The 15905-nt window shown below is 62.8% G+C and carries 12 protein-coding genes; 5 read left to right on the forward strand and 7 right to left on the reverse strand.

The window, feature by feature from the left end; genetic code table 11:
• A complete protein-coding gene (edd, locus tag I6L46_RS16055; protein ID WP_216976314.1) occupies positions 1 to 1797 on the reverse strand; it encodes a phosphogluconate dehydratase in 1797 nt (598 codons plus the stop codon).
• Positions 1794 to 2303, reverse strand: coding sequence for a gluconokinase (locus tag I6L46_RS16060; protein ID WP_005340649.1), 510 nt, complete (start codon positions 2301 to 2303; stop codon positions 1794 to 1796). The genes edd and I6L46_RS16060 overlap by 4 nt, the downstream gene beginning before the upstream one ends.
• Positions 2304 to 2548: 245 nt before the next feature.
• Here I6L46_RS16060 and gntU point away from each other — a divergent pair, with 245 nt between their 5' ends.
• The 4 genes from gntU to I6L46_RS16080 all read left to right on the forward strand — a co-directional run bounded on the left by gntU (position 2549) and on the right by I6L46_RS16080 (position 9798).
• Positions 2549 to 3889 (forward strand): gluconate transporter, encoded by a 1341-nt coding sequence (gene gntU, locus I6L46_RS16065; protein WP_069527617.1) that lies wholly within the window; start codon positions 2549 to 2551, stop codon positions 3887 to 3889.
• Positions 3890 to 4039: 150 nt separating this feature from the next.
• Positions 4040 to 5389: a CDP-diacylglycerol--serine O-phosphatidyltransferase gene (pssA, locus tag I6L46_RS16070; RefSeq protein ID WP_021230775.1), complete on the forward strand. Its 1350-nt coding sequence runs from the start codon at positions 4040 to 4042 to the stop codon at positions 5387 to 5389.
• Positions 5390 to 5579: 190 nt separating this feature from the next.
• Positions 5580 to 7649 (forward strand): ATP-dependent DNA helicase RecG, encoded by a 2070-nt coding sequence (gene recG / locus I6L46_RS16075; protein ID WP_216976316.1) that lies wholly within the window; start codon positions 5580 to 5582, stop codon positions 7647 to 7649.
• 31 nt (positions 7650 to 7680) lie between these two features.
• Positions 7681 to 9798 (forward strand): AsmA family protein, encoded by a 2118-nt coding sequence (locus I6L46_RS16080; RefSeq protein ID WP_216976317.1) that lies wholly within the window; start codon positions 7681 to 7683, stop codon positions 9796 to 9798.
• 54 nt (positions 9799 to 9852) lie between these two features.
• Here the strand turns inward: I6L46_RS16080 and I6L46_RS16085 are convergent, their stop codons facing one another.
• Entirely contained in the window at positions 9853 to 10761 is a 909-nt protein-coding gene (locus I6L46_RS16085; protein ID WP_042081677.1) for a bifunctional GNAT family N-acetyltransferase/hotdog fold thioesterase, read from the reverse strand.
• A gap of 51 nt (positions 10762 to 10812) precedes the next feature.
• Between I6L46_RS16085 and I6L46_RS16090 the strand changes: the two genes are divergently transcribed.
• Positions 10813 to 11493, forward strand: a complete 681-nt coding sequence (locus I6L46_RS16090; RefSeq protein WP_216978065.1) for a spermidine synthase — start codon at positions 10813 to 10815, stop codon at positions 11491 to 11493.
• Here the strand turns inward: I6L46_RS16090 and dtd are convergent.
• The 4 genes from dtd to I6L46_RS16110 form a co-directional block, all read right to left on the reverse strand.
• Positions 11482 to 11919 (reverse strand): D-aminoacyl-tRNA deacylase, encoded by a 438-nt coding sequence (gene dtd / locus I6L46_RS16095; protein ID WP_005342646.1) that lies wholly within the window; start codon positions 11917 to 11919, stop codon positions 11482 to 11484. The genes I6L46_RS16090 and dtd overlap by 12 nt on opposite strands.
• Positions 11920 to 12004: 85 nt before the next feature.
• On the reverse strand, positions 12005 to 12877 hold the full coding sequence (locus I6L46_RS16100; RefSeq protein ID WP_005340664.1) for a virulence factor BrkB family protein: 873 nt from the start codon (positions 12875 to 12877) through the stop codon (positions 12005 to 12007).
• A gap of 176 nt (positions 12878 to 13053) precedes the next feature.
• A complete protein-coding gene (locus I6L46_RS16105; RefSeq protein ID WP_216976319.1) occupies positions 13054 to 14295 on the reverse strand; it encodes a malic enzyme-like NAD(P)-binding protein in 1242 nt (413 codons plus the stop codon).
• Positions 14296 to 14548: 253 nt separating this feature from the next.
• Positions 14549 to 15775 (reverse strand): aromatic amino acid transporter, encoded by a 1227-nt coding sequence (locus I6L46_RS16110; RefSeq protein ID WP_159162701.1) that lies wholly within the window; start codon positions 15773 to 15775, stop codon positions 14549 to 14551.
• Between the last annotated feature and the right edge of the window lie 130 nt (positions 15776 to 15905).

The following is a 15905-nucleotide window of genomic DNA, read 5'->3' on the forward strand; positions in this document are numbered from 1 at the left end:
TTAGTCAAAGATGGTGGCGCCACACTCGGCGCTCGATACCGCGCGACGCATCACGCTGAACAGTTCACGACCCCACCCCTCTTGTTCCAGAGTGAGGTCAATCTCGGCCTGGGTGCGGCCACTCAAATCGGTCAGACAATCGAGGCTGCCGTTTACGGCGTCAACCCGCAGCAGGTCGCCGTCAGCAAGCAGGCCGATGGCCCCGCCGTGCAGCGCTTCCGGAGTGACGTGGATGGCGGCCGGGATCTTGCCGGAGGCGCCGGAGAGACGGCCATCGGTGACCAGCGCCACCTTGTAACCCGCCTTCTGGAGGTTGCCGAGCACCGGCATCAGCTTGTGCAGCTCCGGCATGCCGTTGGCGGCCGGGCCATTGTGGCGCACCACGATCACGGCGTCCTGATTGAGATCACCCGCCTTGTAGGCCGCTTCCACCGCATGCTGGGAGGAGAAGACCCGCGCAGGCGCTTCGATGACCCGATACTCCGGAGCCACGGCGGAGACCTTGACCACGGCGCGGCCCAGATTACCCGCCAGCAGCTTGGTGCCGCCGGTGGCCTGGAACACGCTGCCGGAAGGCGACAACACGCTCGCATCGCCGCTCTCGCCCACCGGCTGCCACACCAGTTGGCCATCGACCAGTGCCGGACGGCTGAGGTAATCCTGCATCTCGCCAAAGACCGGAGTAGCGTCCATGTGGATCAGCCCCTCTTGCGCCAGACGGCGCATCAGGCCGGGCACACCGCCCGCCTGCTCGAAGGCGTTGACGTCGGCCGGGCCGTTCGGGTACATGCGAACCAGCAGCGGCACCACATCGGAGAGATCGCTGATGTCATCCCAGGTCAGTACCAGACCGGCGGCGCGGGCCAGCGCCACCATGTGGATGCTGTGGTTGGTGCTGCCGCCGGAGGCGAGCAGGGCCACCAGACCGTTGACCAGCGAACGCTCGTCCAGCACCTCGCTCAACGGGCGATAGGCGGGAGAGCCCGGGATCATGGCGCTGATACGGCGGGCCGCCTCAATGGTCAGGGCGCGGCGCAGCTCGCTATGCGGATGCACAAAGGCGGAGCCCGGCAGCATCAGGCCCATGGCCTCGAACACCAGCTGGTTGGTGTTGGCGGTGCCGTAGAAGGTGCAGGTGCCCGCCGCGTGGTAGGCGCCGCACTCCATCTCCAGCAGGGCATCGCGACCCACTTCACCGGCGGCGTACTTCTGACGAACTTTCACCTTCTCGTCGTTGCTGATACCGCTCGCCATGGGGCCGGCAGGAACAAATGCTGTCGGCAGGTGAGCGTGGGAGAGGGCCCCCATGATCTGGCCCGGAGCGATCTTGTCGCAAATGCCGAGCAGCAGGGTCGCATCGAAGGTGTTGTGAGAAAGAGAGAGCGCGGTCGCCTGGGCGATCAGGTCGCGGGAGAAGAGGGACATGTCCATCCCCGGCTGACCCTGAGTCACGCCGTCGCACATGGCGGGCACGCCGCCGGCGACCTGGGCGCTGTGGCCAAGTTCGGCCAGCGCGCCCTTGATGATGTCCGGATAGCCCTGATAGGGCTGATGGGCGCTCAGCATATCGTTGTAGGCGGTGACGATGCCGACGTTGGCGCGGGTCATATCGAGAATGCGACCCTTCTCGTCACTGCTGCAGGCGGCCACGGCGTGGGCCAGGTTGCCGCAGGCCAGCGCGGCGCGGGTCTTGCCCTGCTCTGCCTGACGCTGGATGCGGGCCAGAAATGCCTGACGACGGGCGACACTGCGCTCGCGGATGCGGGCGGTGACGTCGGAAATTACCTGATGAATCATTGGGCTTGCTCCAATGCTGTGACGGCGCGGTCAACCACCTGTTCGAAGGTGCCGTCTATATCAATGTGGAATACACCGGCTTCGCCATCCGGGCGCTCCAGAGTATCGAACTGACTTTGTACCATGCTTTCACGCATGAAGTGGCCCTTGCGGGCACGCATCCGCTCGAGGATCAGCGGCTGGCTGCCATCGAGGAAGATGAAGCTGACCGACTCGTTGCCTTCGCGGATCTGGTCGCGGTACTTCTTTTTGAGGGCGGAACAGACAATGATGCCGGTCTCGTTCTTCTGCTCGAGACTGTAGGCGGCGTCGCGGATCCGCTCCAGCCAGGGGGCACGATCCTCATCGTTGAGGGGGTTGCCGCCAGCCATCTTCTGGATGTTGGCCTTGGGGTGCAGGTCATCACCATCGATGAACTTGGCGCCCAGCGCTTCGGCCACTTTCAGACCCACGCTGGATTTGCCGCTACCACACACACCCATCACGATAATGCACTTACCCGCCATAATTTGACCTCTGTCCCACTTTTCAAAAAACCAGCTGTTGATGGGTTCTAATCTAACACGTTACCGGTAACATGTTACCGGTAACGATTGAAAATGTGAAGTCTGCCACAGACTGAGCAAACCCATAGTCACCTGGGCATATGATGTTGAGCCCTTGCCATAAATCTAAATAAATCATAAAGATATGGTTTGCCGACGGATCGGCAAGGTGTCACGACTGAACTTGGAAAAAGGAACGCATAACAATGTCTGACCTCTCCCTGATCATGACAGCCGCCGGCTCGATTGTGCTGCTGCTCTTCTTGGTGATGAAGGCCCGGCTCCACGCCGTGGTAGCCCTGATCCTGGTCTCCATGGTGGCGGGTCTCGCCGCCGGCATGAACCCGGCCGACATCGCCGCCACCATCCAGAAAGGGATGGGCGGCACCCTCGGCTTCGTCGCCGTGGTGGTGGCGCTGGGTGCCATGTTTGGCAAGGTGATGGAAGTGACCGGTGCCCTCGACCGGGTGGCTCACACCCTGCTCGGCAAGTTTGGCGTCAAGCGCGCCAACTGGGCCATGGCCCTGACCGGCTTTGTCTGCGCCCTACCGCTCTTCTTTGACGTGGCCGTGGTGCTGCTGATCGGCGTCGCCTTCGCCATCGTCCGTCGTGGCGGCGGCAGCGTGGTGAAGATCGGTATCGCTCTGCTGGCCGGTATCGCGACTTGCCAGGCCTTCCTTATCCCCGCGCCGGGCCCGATCCTGGTGGCATCCCAGCTGGGTGCCGACTTCGGCTACATGATCCTGTTCGGCCTGATCGCCGCCGTACCGGCGCTGATCCTGGCAGGCCCGCTGTTCGGTGACTTCATCAGCAAGATCGTCGATGTGCCGCTGCCTGCCGATGCCCAGAACAGCGTCCATGATGACAGCAAATCCCTGCCCTCTTTCGGGCTGGCCATGGGCCTCATCGGTCTGCCGCTGCTGCTGATCGGCCTCAAGACCATTGTCGGTCGCTTCGTCGAGGCGGGCTCCACCCTGCACAACTGGCTGGAGTTCATCGGTCACCCCTTCACCGCCATCATGGTCGCCTGTCTGGCCGCCTTCTATCTGCTGGGTATTCGCCGTGGCATGTCCCGTGACGAGGTGATGAGCGTCTGCAACAGCGCCATCCAGCCGGCCGGTGTCATCATCCTGGTGACCGGTGCCGGTGGCGTGTTCAAGCAGGTGCTGGTTGATTCCGGCGTAGGCGCCGCGCTGGGCAACATGCTGGCCGACTCAGGTCTGCCCATCGTCGCGCTGGCCTTCATTCTGGCCGCCGCGGTGCGGGTGATTCAGGGTTCTGCCACCGTTGCCATGCTGACCGCCTGCGGTCTGGTGCTGCCGATGCTGGAACCCCTCGGCCTGAACGGTGCCCAGCTGGCTGCCGTCACCATAGCTATCGGCGGCGGTGCCATCGTGCTCTCCCACGTCAACGACTCCGGTTTCTGGCTGGCGAACCGCTACCTCGGCCTCACCGAGAAGCAGACCCTGCAGACCTGGACCGTGATGGAGACCATCATCGGCACCACCGGCGGCGTGATGGCGATGATCATCTACAGCTTCCTCTGACAAGGGCGAAATGCTGACAAAAAGGCCTCACTCGTGAGGCCTTTTTCATCTTTCTGATGATTCTTTCTTTGGCTGAGAGGGCGAGATTGCTAGAATCGCCTATTCATCGCTCCGAGTGGAACGCTTAACCCCGTGATTTCAGGTTTATCTATGCATTCATCGGCCCATTATCGACAACTGCTGGCGCGCCTGCCCCAGATCGCCGTCGCAGCGGATCAGTTTGAAGTGCTCTATAGCGCCCAGGATTTCAAACGCCGCATTCTTGCGCTTATCGCCAGTGCCACCCGGCGCATCTATCTGGTCGCGCTCTATCTGCAGGATGACGAAGCAGGCCGGGAGATCCTCTCCGCCCTCTACGCCGCCAAGCAGCGCAATCCGGCCCTCGACATCAAGCTGTTCGTCGACTTCCACCGTGCCCAGCGCGGCCTGATCGGCAAGGGCAAGCAGGGCGGCAACCACCTGATGTATCAGGCCATGGCTGCCGAACACGAGCACCAGATCGAAATCTACGGCGTGCCGGTCAAAGGGCGCGAGCTGCTCGGCGTGCTCCACCTCAAGGGCTTCATCTTCGATGATGTGGTGCTCTACTCCGGCGCCAGCCTCAACGATATCTACCTGCATCAGCAGGATCGCTACCGCTTCGATCGCTATCACCAGATCACCAGCCCGGAGCTGGCCCGCAGCATGGTCAACTATGTGGATGACCTGTTCGTGAAGAGCGACGCGGTGCAGCGGCTGGATCATAGCGATATCCCCAGCGCCAAGCAGCTGAAGGGGCCGATCCGCCGCTTCAAGCAGAGCCTGCGCCAGAGCCAGTACCGTTTCAGCACCATGCCGGTCAACACCCAGGAGGTGGCCGTCACCCCCATGGTGGGTCTGGGCAAGCGCAACAATCAGCTCAACCTGATGATCCGCAATCTGGTGCGCGCCACCGAGCGGGAGATCTTCATCTGCACCCCTTACTTCAACCCGCCCAAGGAGTTGAGCAAGGATATCGAGGATCTGCTGCAGCGCGGTTGCAAAGTCACCATCGTAGTGGGCGACAAGACCGCCAACGACTTCTTCATTCCGCCGGAAGAGAAGTTCTCCACCATCGGTGGCCTGCCCTATCTCTACGAGACCAACCTGCGCAAGTTTGCCGAGCGCAACCAGCGTCACATCGACGACGGCCGCCTCAACCTGATGCTCTGGTGTTGCGAACGCAACTCCTACCATCTCAAGGGGATCTTCGTGGATGACGAGTGGGCCCTGCTCACCGGCAACAACCTCAACCCGCGCGCCTGGGCGCTGGATCTGGAGAATGGCCTGCTGGTACACGATCGTCGCCACCTGCTGCGTCCCCAGTTCAACGCGGAGCGGGAGAACATCCTGACCAACACCAAGCGGATCAGCCACTTTGATCAGGTTGAGCAGATTCAGGACTACCCGGAACAGGTGCGCAAGCTGCTGGGACGGATCCACAGGGTCAAGGCCCACCTGCTGCTCAAACGCATCATCTGACTCCGGGCGCCATGCGCCCGCACCTTGCCTGTTGGCAGCCGCACAAAGGCCTCCCGTTTTCGGCAGGCCTTTGTTATATCCGCCGTTTCCCCCACTTTGACGGCCCAGCCAGCAGCAACTCGGCTTGCATCGGCCCCTCAACAACCCCTATCATCTGGACATATTTACAGTGTTTTCGGGCATCTAATTGATGAAATTGGATAAAATTCCTCTCGATAGCCTCAAGGGTGTCGGCAGCAAGATGCTGGAGAAGCTCGAGCGGCTGGGGCTGGCCACGGTACAGGATCTGCTGTTCCACCTTCCCCTGCGCTACGAGGACCGCACCCAGGTGTGGCCCATCGGCGATCTGCCGCCCGGCCTGCACGGCGCTGTCGAGGGCGAAATCCAGGACACTCAACTGGTGATGGGGCGCCGCCGCATGATGGTCTGTCGCATCAGCGACGGTACCGGCACCCTCACCCTGCGCTTCTTCAACTTCACCGCCGCCCAGAAAAACAGTCTGGCGGCGGGCCGCCTGATCCGCTGCTTTGGCGAGGTGCGCCCCGGCAAATACGGGCTAGAGATGGCCCATCCCGAGTACAAGCTGCTCGGCGAGGAGCAGGCCGGCCAGACCGAAGAGGCGCTCACCCCCGTCTACCCGACGACCGAAGGGCTGCGCCAGCTCACCCTGCGCAGCCTCACCGATCAGGCGCTGGCCCAGCTCGACCTCTACGGCGTGGAGGAGCTGCTGCCCGCCGGCCTCTATCCCCACCAGATTGAGCTGGCCGCTGCTCTGAAGCTGCTGCACCGTCCGCCCCCCTCGGTGGCACTGCCGCTGCTCGAAAGCGGCCAGCATCCGGCCCAGCAGCGGCTGGTGCTGGAGGAGCTGCTGGCTCACAACCTCTCGGTCTTGAAGGTGCGCGCTCAGGCACAAACCCAGCTGGCCCGCGCCCTCAAACCGGCGCCTGCGCTGGTCGAACAGCTGCTCGGCGCCCTGCCGTTCAAGCCGACCGGCGCCCAGAGCCGGGTGGTAGCCGAGATAAGTAAGGATCTGCAACAGAGCCACCCCATGATGCGGCTGGTGCAGGGTGACGTAGGCTCCGGCAAGACCCTGGTCGCAGCGCTGGCCGCCCTGCAGGCCATCGGCAACGGCTGTCAGGTGGGCTTGATGGCGCCGACCGAACTGCTGGCGGAACAGCACGCCATCAACTTCGCCAAATGGCTGGAGCCGCTCGGCATTGGAGTCGGCTGGCTGGCGGGCAAACAGAAAGGCAAGGCGCGGGAAGAGTCGCTGGCCGCCATCGCCGATGGCAGCGTCAAGATGGTGGTGGGCACCCACGCCATCTTTCAGGAGCAGGTGGTGTTCCAGCGTCTGGCGCTGGTCATCATCGATGAACAGCACAGATTCGGGGTGCATCAGCGCCTCGCCCTGCGCGAGAAAGGGGAGCGGGAAGGGGTGCATCCCCATCAGCTCATCATGACCGCCACCCCCATCCCCCGCACCCTGGCGATGACCGCCTATGCCGACCTCGACACCTCGATCATCGACGAACTGCCGCCGGGCCGTACCCCTATCACCACGGTAGCGCTGCCCGACAGCCGTCGCGGCGATGTGATCGAGCGGGTCAAACTCGCCTGCACCGAGGGCAAGCAGGCCTACTGGGTCTGCACCCTGATCGAGGAGTCGGAGGTGCTGGAGTGCCAAGCCGCCGAGGATACCGCTGCCGAGCTGCAAAACCTGCTGCCCGGCCTGCATATCGGGCTGGTGCACGGCCGGATGCGCCCGGTGGAGAAACAGCGGGTGATGGAGGAGTTCAAGGCGGGCATACTGCAACTGCTGGTCGCCACCACCGTCATCGAAGTGGGGGTGGATGTGCCCAACGCCAGCCTGATGATCATCGAGAACCCGGAACGGCTCGGGCTGGCGCAGTTGCACCAGCTGCGCGGTCGGGTTGGCCGGGGGGCGGTGGCCTCGCACTGCGTGCTGCTCTATCATGCCCCCTTGTCCAAGACGGCCCAGAGCCGACTCGGGGTGCTGCGGGAGACCAACGACGGCTTCCTCATCGCCCAGCGCGATCTGGAACTGCGCGGCCCGGGGGAACTGCTCGGCACCCGCCAGACCGGTCTGGCCGATCTCAAGATCGCCGATCTGGTGCGGGATCAGCCGCTTATTCCGCAGGTACAGAAGATGGCGCGCTTCCTTATGGATAGGCACCCGAGTCATGTCCAACCCTTGATTCGGCGTTGGCTCGGCCTGCGAGACCACTACTCCAACGCCTGACAACACATCCCAAAACAGGAGGAAAGCACTTATGAATTCCTGGCTACGCGGCCTGCTCTACACCTTTGCCTTCCTGCTGCTGTTTGTCTGGGTTGCCCTCGGCCTGTTCGACGCCGAGCGCGCCAAAGGCCCCATCGCCAGCTGGATCAGCCAGCAGACAGGCGTGCCGGTCACCATAGGGCGACTGGTGTTCAACCCGCTCCACCCCTACACCCTGCTGGCTGAGCAGGTGCGTTACGGCGATGCGGTCTCCCTCGACAAGATCTATCTGGAGATCGAGAGCATCGACTGGCTGAGCCGCGACGTGCGCATCGCCCATCTCGATCTCATTCGCCCCGCCATCAAGCTGCCGCTGCCCAACCAACTGCCGAACCTGCCGGTGCACTCCCTCACCATCAGTGACAGCACTATCGATCGCCTCAGTCTGGAGAGCCCCGAGCTGACCCTGCGCGGTCTCAACGCCACCCTGAGTGACTGGGAGCTGATCGACCCGAAACGGCAGCCACAGGCCAACCTGAGCCTCAATATCGGCCAGCTGGAGACTCCGCAGTTCACCTTCGCCCGTCTCAGCCTGCAAGGACGGCTGGAGGGGGAAGTGCTGCGCACCGACAAGCTGGTGACCAACCTGTTTGAAGGTCTGCTGGAGACCAGCATGGTGCTGGACTGGCCCGCTCGTACCCTGCAACTGCACGATCTCAAGGCGCGCGGCATGCGGGTGGAGCTGGGCGATCTGACACAGCAAGGCTTCCCGCAGCGCTTCCCGTTGCAAAGCGTGTCGCTGGATCGCGGCCAGCTGGACGGCGTCAGCCTCAACGACATCAATCAGGAGCTCTCTTTCAACAACTTCAGCGGCCAGCTCACCGCCTTCAACTGGCAGGCGGGCAGCCAGCCCACCGGCTATCTGAGCGGCACCCTGGGGGACATGGGCCGTGGCCTGTTCCAGCTGGAGGAGATCAAGGGCAAGCTCGCCTTCTCGTCCCAACAGATCGACGGCGAACTGCAGGGCAAGGCCTATGAAGGGGAGTTCAATGTCGAGCTCTCCCTCGATACCCAGCAGCAGAAGCTGACCCTGAAAGACGTGGCGCTGAGCGGCATGGATATCAGCCTGCCGCAGGGATGGTGGCAGGATTGGCAGAGCTGGCGCCCGCAGCAGGTCGATATCCGCAAGCTGGCGTTCGACAAGCTCAAGGTGCTCTCCTTCGACGATACCCTGCCCCTGTCGCTGACCGGCTGGCAGCTCTATCTGAGCGATCTCGCCCTGCGCGATAACCAGCCCGGCCCGCTGCTGGGCCGAGCCCGTATCGAGAGCAAGTGGTTCGAGCTGGTGTGGGATGGCCTCAGCGCCCGCAACGGCGAGCTGGATGGGGAGCTGACCCCCAGCTCCTGGCAGCTGGGCAAGCTCACCAGCTCGCTGCCGGATGAGGGCACTCTCAGCCTGAGTGGCCAGTGGGGCCGCGAACCGGGCCAGAGCAGCCGCCTGCAGTTGCAGGCAACCAAGCTGGATCTGCAGCAGTGGGGCAAGATATTCCACTCCCCTGTGTCGTTCGCAGGCAAGGCGGACGTGAGCGCCGACCTGCAAGCCGAACACGGCAAAACGGCGGGCGAGTGGCGCCAGACCCTGCAGGGCAGCTTTGCCCTCGATGCCGACGAGCCATTCTGGGACAAGGTAAAGATAGATCCGCTGCTGGATGAGTGGTTCAAGGGCGCGACTCCGCCCACCCTGACGCCGGATCAGCTGTGGCAGGCGATGCAGGAGGGTGACACCCCCTTCTACCGCATCAAGCTGCAGGGCAAGATCGACAAGGGGCAACTACAAGTCGAGCAGGCTGGCGCCTCCACCATCACTCATCTGCTGGCGCTGCAAGGGGGGATCGATCTGGTCAACGAACAGTGGCAGCTCGATCTGGGGATCCTCAATGGCAACCGCTGCGCCGAGCTGCTCGGTCAGTGGCGCGGGCCGCTGACGGAACCCACACTGGCCTGGAGCTTCCCGCAGAAGCAGGACGCCTGCGGCTGGGAAGTGGGAGTACGCTATCCGCCGCAAGGCAACAGCGCCCCGCTCTGGCGACCGGCTCCCGCACCGAAAGCCCAAAACCAGGCCCAAGTGCAGACCCAAACCGGGCAGACAAGCGACAGCCAGCAAGGGTAAAAACAGACAAGGCCTCATGATGAGGCCTTGTTGTTTGATGGGGAAACGACGCGGTTACTGGCCCGGACGGCGGGGCGGCTGCACCACATAGTGACCGCAGAACTCCGCCGCCAGCTTGCTGCCGCTGAACAGCTGGATCTTGAGGCTGAAGGTGGCAGGCTCCCCCCGTTTGAGCGGCTGCAGCACGGCGGGCATCCCCTCGCGGGCCACTCGCGCCTCGGGCTCCTCATCGACCGGGCCATGATATTTGATGGTGCTCTCGGCCAGCACCGGCTCGCCCACCAGCCCCTCCTCTTTAAGCTGCAGCCAGATCAGCCCCCAGCCCGCCAGCACGCACTGGCTGTAGACACTTCCGGCGAACATGCTGCCATGCACGTTGAAATTGGCCGCCAGATTGGCCTTGAGATGGAAGGTCTGGCCGTCGTAGTGGCTGATGTGCATCCCCATCTTCTCGCTGATGGGTACCCCGCGCGACCAGCGGGTGGTGAGATCCTGACACCACTCCGGCCGGTACTGGATGGTCTGCAACGGGCTCAGGGATTTGATCATCTGGCGATGGGGAATCCGGCCGAAGGAGACGGGGCCGCCCCCCACTTCGAGAAAGCCGCACTTGCGATAGAACTCCACCGCCTCCTGACGGGCGTTCATCACCAGCCGTTTCACCTTCTCGCTGCGGGCCAGCTCCTCGAGATCCTCCACCATTTTGGCGCCCAGCCCCTGCCCGCGATATTCGGGGCGCAGCGCCATAAAGCGGATCTGCGCCTCGTCACCGCCGATAAAGAGGCGGCCCACCGCGATGGGGGTGCCATCGGGTGCCAGCATCAGCCGGTGAATGGCGACGGTGTCGTATTCGTCCCGCTCGGAACCGACGGGCAGATTGAAGGGCTTACGCAGAAGCTCCCAGCGCAACTGGTAGTAGGCATCCAGCTCGGCGACTGTCTGAGGGGTGACTACCCGGTACATAGTTTCATCCTTGAGTTACACTGGTCGGAAACCATCTTGCCGTGCAAATTCATGGACTTCAATCTGCAAGCGTACCAAGCCGATCACTTGTTGCACCTCAGCGTCAAACCCCAGCGCCGCCTCACGGTACAGGAAAATGACCAGCACCGCTGGCTGGAGATAGATGGCGTGGTGCAATCCGCCATGTCGCTCGCCAACCCCGCGACCCTCTGTCTGCCCCATCAACGGGTCATCGCCTGCCTGCTGCCGGAGCAGGCCACCCGGATCCTAGAACTGGGTCTGGGTGGCGGCGATCTCACCCGCCATCTCTGCCAACGCTGGCCAGATGCTCGCCACGAGTGCGTCGACCTCGACGAAGAGGTGCTGACCATTTATCAGCAGTTTTTCCAGTATCAGGAGAGCGATGAACGCGCCGTTCCGGCACTCCATCAGGCCGATGCCCTCGCCTTTCTCGAGCAGAGCGAGCAGCAGTACGACCTCATCCTGCTCGATCTCTTCAGTCAGGATGGCAACCCGCTGCTGCTGTTTCAGGAGCGGCTCTACCGGGCGCTGGCCCCCCGCCTGACCGGCACCCTGGTCATCAACCTGCTGCCGCGCACCGAACTGGAGCTAACCCACGCCCTGACGCTGATCGAGCAGTGGATTGGCCCGGCTACCCCCTATCCGGTCGCTGGGCTTATCAACGTGATCGTCCACGTCATACCGCGGGATCAGGCATCCTCAGACCTGTAGCCAGAAGGTAACCGGGCCGTCGTTGACCAGAGCCACCTTCATGTCGGCGGCAAAACGCCCGGTTGCGGTCGGGATGCCGCTAGCGGCGGCCTTCGCCACGAAGTAGTCATAGAGGCGCTCGGCCTCGCTCGGGTGGGCACCGCAGGAGAAGCTCGGGCGCATCCCGCTCTTGGTATCGGCCGCCAGGGTAAACTGGGAGACCACCAGCAGGCTGCCGCCGATCTGGCCGACATTGAGGTTCATCTTGCCGTTCTCGTCACTGAAGACCCGATAGCCGCTCACCTTGTGCAGCAGTTTGTCGGCCTTGGCCTCATCATCCCCCTGCTCCACCCCGAGCAGTACCAGCAGCCCCTGACCGATGGCGCCGGTCACCTCCCCCTCGACAGTCACGCTGGCCTCGCTGACCCGCTGAATCAATGCAATCACATCCCTCTCCTTTGAAAACAGAACGACCGCCCCCTCGCAGGGCGGTCGTCGATGCTACCAATAAACCGGTGGCCAAGGCGATGGCTTAGCCAAGCTCCTCACTCGCCGGTTTCTCGTATTCGCCGAGGCAGGCCGTGGTTTCAGCCCCCAGCAGCACCACCAGCCAGCTGAGATAGACCCAGACAAACAGGATCGGGATGGTGGCCAGCGCGCCGTAGATGGCCTGATAGGAGGGGAAGTTGGTGATGTAGATGGCAAAGCCGCGCTTGGCCAGCTCGAACAGGGTCGCCGCCACCAGCGCACCGATAAAGGCGTGGATCAGCCGCACCTTGCAGTTCGGCACCACGGTATAGACCAGCAGGAAGGTGAGCACCGAGAAGAGGAACGGCAAGCCGCGCAGCAGCAGATAGCCGATGCCGAACAGGCTCTCGGCGCCAAACAGCCGTAGCGAGAAGATGTAGGAGGAGATGGCGATACTGGCCCCGATAAGCACGGGTCCCAGGGTCAGGATCATCCAGTACATGGCAAACGCCTGCGCCAGCGGGCGGCCCTGGGTCGAACGCCAGATGTAGTTGAGGTTCTTGTCGATGGCGGAGATCAGCATCAGCGCCACCACCACCAGCGCCCCAATCCCCACTGCCGTTGTGTTGGTGGCATTGGCCACGAAGCCGTCGATGTACTCCTTGAGCATGTCGCCCGCGGTCGGCACGAAGTTGTGGTAGACGAACTGCTCCATCGCCTGCTTGAGGCTCTGGAACACCGGGAAGGCGGACATCATGCCAAAGACCACGGCAATCATCGGCACCAGCGAAAGCAGGGTGACATAGGCCAGATAGCCGGCGGTAACCGTCAATCTGTCCTGCTGGAAACGGCCCCAGACAAACTGGGCAAAGTGGCGACCATCATGGCGCAAGAAGGAGAGGGCGTGGGCCAAACGGCCGCTGACAGGCTGCTGCATCTTGATTCTCGTTAGCGTCATAGTGGCAATATTGTGTCAGAGGAGAGCGCTGTTTGACCACCTTTGCACCCGATTTGCCTCCATATGCCCCAACCTGTCGCCCGGCTGGCGTCTCTGGCTGTCGCCAGAAGCAGAAATAAAAACGGCCCCGCTATGGGGCCGTTTGCAATGCCGGATTACAGCATGTAGTCCGCGGGCAGCTCGATGCGGGCAACGCCGGAGGCCACCGCTGCCAGCGCCACGGCGCGGGCTACGCGCGGCAGCAGACGGGCATCCATCGGCTTGGGAATGACGTAATCCTTGCCGAAGGCGAGCTCGCTGACCCCGGCGGCGGTCAGCACCTCGGCTGGCACCGGCTCCTTGGCCAGCGCGCGGATCGCCTCGACCGCAGCAATCTTCATGGCATCGTTGATGCGGCTGGCGCGGGCGTCGAGGGCACCGCGGAAGATGAAGGGGAAGCAGAGCACGTTGTTGATCTGGTTCGGGTAGTCGGAGCGGCCGGTGCCCATGATGAGGTCGCTACGCACCCCGTGGGCCAGCGCCGGTTTGATCTCCGGGTCCGGGTTGGAGCAGGCAAAGATCACCGGGTTGGGCGCCATCAGGGCGACCGCTTCGGCGGGCAACACATCGGGGCCTGAAACACCGACAAACACATCCGCCCCTTCGATGACATCCATCAGGGTGCGCAGCGGGGTCTCGTTGGCGAAACGCTGCTTGTACTTGTTGAGATCGCTGCGGCCGCTGTGGATAACACCCTGACGATCCAGCATGAAGATGTTGTGCGCTCTGGCGCCACATTTGATCAGCAGGTCCATGCAGGCGGTGGCGGCAGCCCCCGCCCCCATGCACACAATGCGGCTGTCGCTGATGAGCTTGCCCTGAATCTCCAGCGCGTTGAGCAGACCGGCGGCGGTGACGATAGCGGTACCGTGCTGGTCATCGTGGAACACCGGAATGTCGCAGCGCGCGATCAGCGCCTCTTCAATCTCGAAACACTCAGGTGCCTTGATATCTTCCAGATTGATGCCACCGAAGGTATCGGCGATGGCCGCCACCGTGTCGATAAACTGCTGGCTGGTCTCGTGCTTCACCTCAATGTCGATGGCGTCGATGCCGGCAAAGCGCTTGAACAGCAGGGCCTTTCCCTCCATCACCGGCTTGGAGGCCAGCGGCCCCAGATTGCCCAGACCCAGAATGGCGGTGCCGTTGGAGATGACGGCCACCAGATTGCCCTTGCCGGTATAGCGATAGGCATCGGCCGGGTTGGCGGCGATCTCGCGCACCGGCTCGGCAACACCCGGGCTGTAGGCCAGCGCCAGATCGCGGGCGGTTTCGGCAGGCTTGGTCAGGGCGATGGCAATTTTGCCCGGTACGGGCAGGGCGTGGTAATCGAGTGCTTCTTGACGCAGATCGGACATGGGGGACCCCGATGTGGTTGGTGCAAATGAGGTGCCGACAGGGGCACGCAGAAGGGCGGGGATCATAAAAGAAAGCAGGGGTCATTCCCAGCAGATCATGCTACCGCCAGCCAGATCAGACCAGTTGTTTCAGCACCTTACTCCACCCACACCTACCACTTTAGTTATAGATCCTGCTGCGTGGGGTAAAAATGGCGCAAAAAGGGCGGCAAGTTGGCCTTGCCACCCTTTCTGCCAGTGCTGTAGGCCTGACTCAGTTGCCCAGATAGACCGGCAACAGATCTGCCATCGACAGGAAGTGGAACAGCGCGGTCGCCAATCCGAACAGGATCAGCAGCCAGGCCATCAGCTTGCCGCCTGGGGTGACGAAATGGGGGGTGACTTCGCCCCGCTCGGCCCGCGCCCGGGTGCGCAGCACCAGCAGTGCCGGGATGATGCAAGTCCAGATGGTGGCGGCGGCACCGGCATAGCCGATGGCCAGCAGGAAGCCGAACGGGAAGAGCAGGGAGAGCACCAGCGGCGGCAGGAAGGTGACCGCCCAGGTCTTGCAGCGACCGGCGCGGCTGTTGTCGAACTTGAACAGATCAGCCAGATAGTCGAACACCCCGAGCCCCACCCCGATAAAGGAGGAGAGGATGGCCGCCATGGAGAAGCCGTTGATGGCGCTGGCCACCTTCTCCGATTCAATGACCCCGGAGAGGGCGGAGAGCAGCACGCTCACATCACCCCCCTTGGCAATCACGGGGGCAAAATCCTGACGGGGCAGGTTGCCGAAGATCCCCAGCAGCCAGAGCACGTAGAGCGCCAGCGCGATCAGGGTTCCCCCCAGAATGGCCCATCTGGCCTGCTGCTCGTTCTGGTAGTAGGCACGCAGGGAGGCAACCGAGTGGTGATAACCAAATGAGGTGAGCGCCACCGGCAGCATCGCCATGGCATAGGGGGCGTAGCGACTCTCGCTGCCCGCCAGATCGAGCAGGGTCGGCAGCTTGATACTGCCGAGCAGACCGGCCACACCGAGGGCGAAGCTGAGGATCATAAAGGCGATCAGTACCACCGAAATACGGTCAACGGCGCGGGTAGAGTGCCACACCACCGCAGAGAAGAGCGCCACGAACAGCACGGACGCGAGCTTGCTGTCGATCCCCAGTATCCCCTGCAGGATGGCACCGGAGGAGGTGATATAGGCGTAGAGCAGAATGCCGCCAACAAAGTAGACCGAGAGGTTGTTGAGGAGATTGAGCTTCTCCCCCAGCAGCTCGCGAGTCACGGTATTGAAGGAGACCCGCATATCGTGGTGCTGGAAGGATTCCAGCAACATCCAGCCGGAGAGGGTCATCATCACCATGGTGACGGTCAGCGCCAGCACCGACCAGAGGGTCCAGGCCCCCGCCCCCGAACTCGGCAGACCGAGCATGCCGGCTCCCACGCAGACGCTGGCAATGATGCAGGCGCCCCCCAAAATTGACGGTTTTTTCTTCATAATCCCTTCTTTTTCTGACTGATTATCTATCCGCGGTAAACAAGACCGCGGCATGATGCCAGCCTTTGCCATGAGACGCCTACCACTATCTGCCATAACCGGGCATGGCCGCCGCATAAAAAATGCCCCG

This window comes from Aeromonas sp. FDAARGOS 1416 (genome assembly GCF_019048085.1).
In the GTDB taxonomy this organism is placed as follows: Bacteria; Pseudomonadota; Gammaproteobacteria; order Enterobacterales; family Aeromonadaceae; genus Aeromonas; species Aeromonas veronii.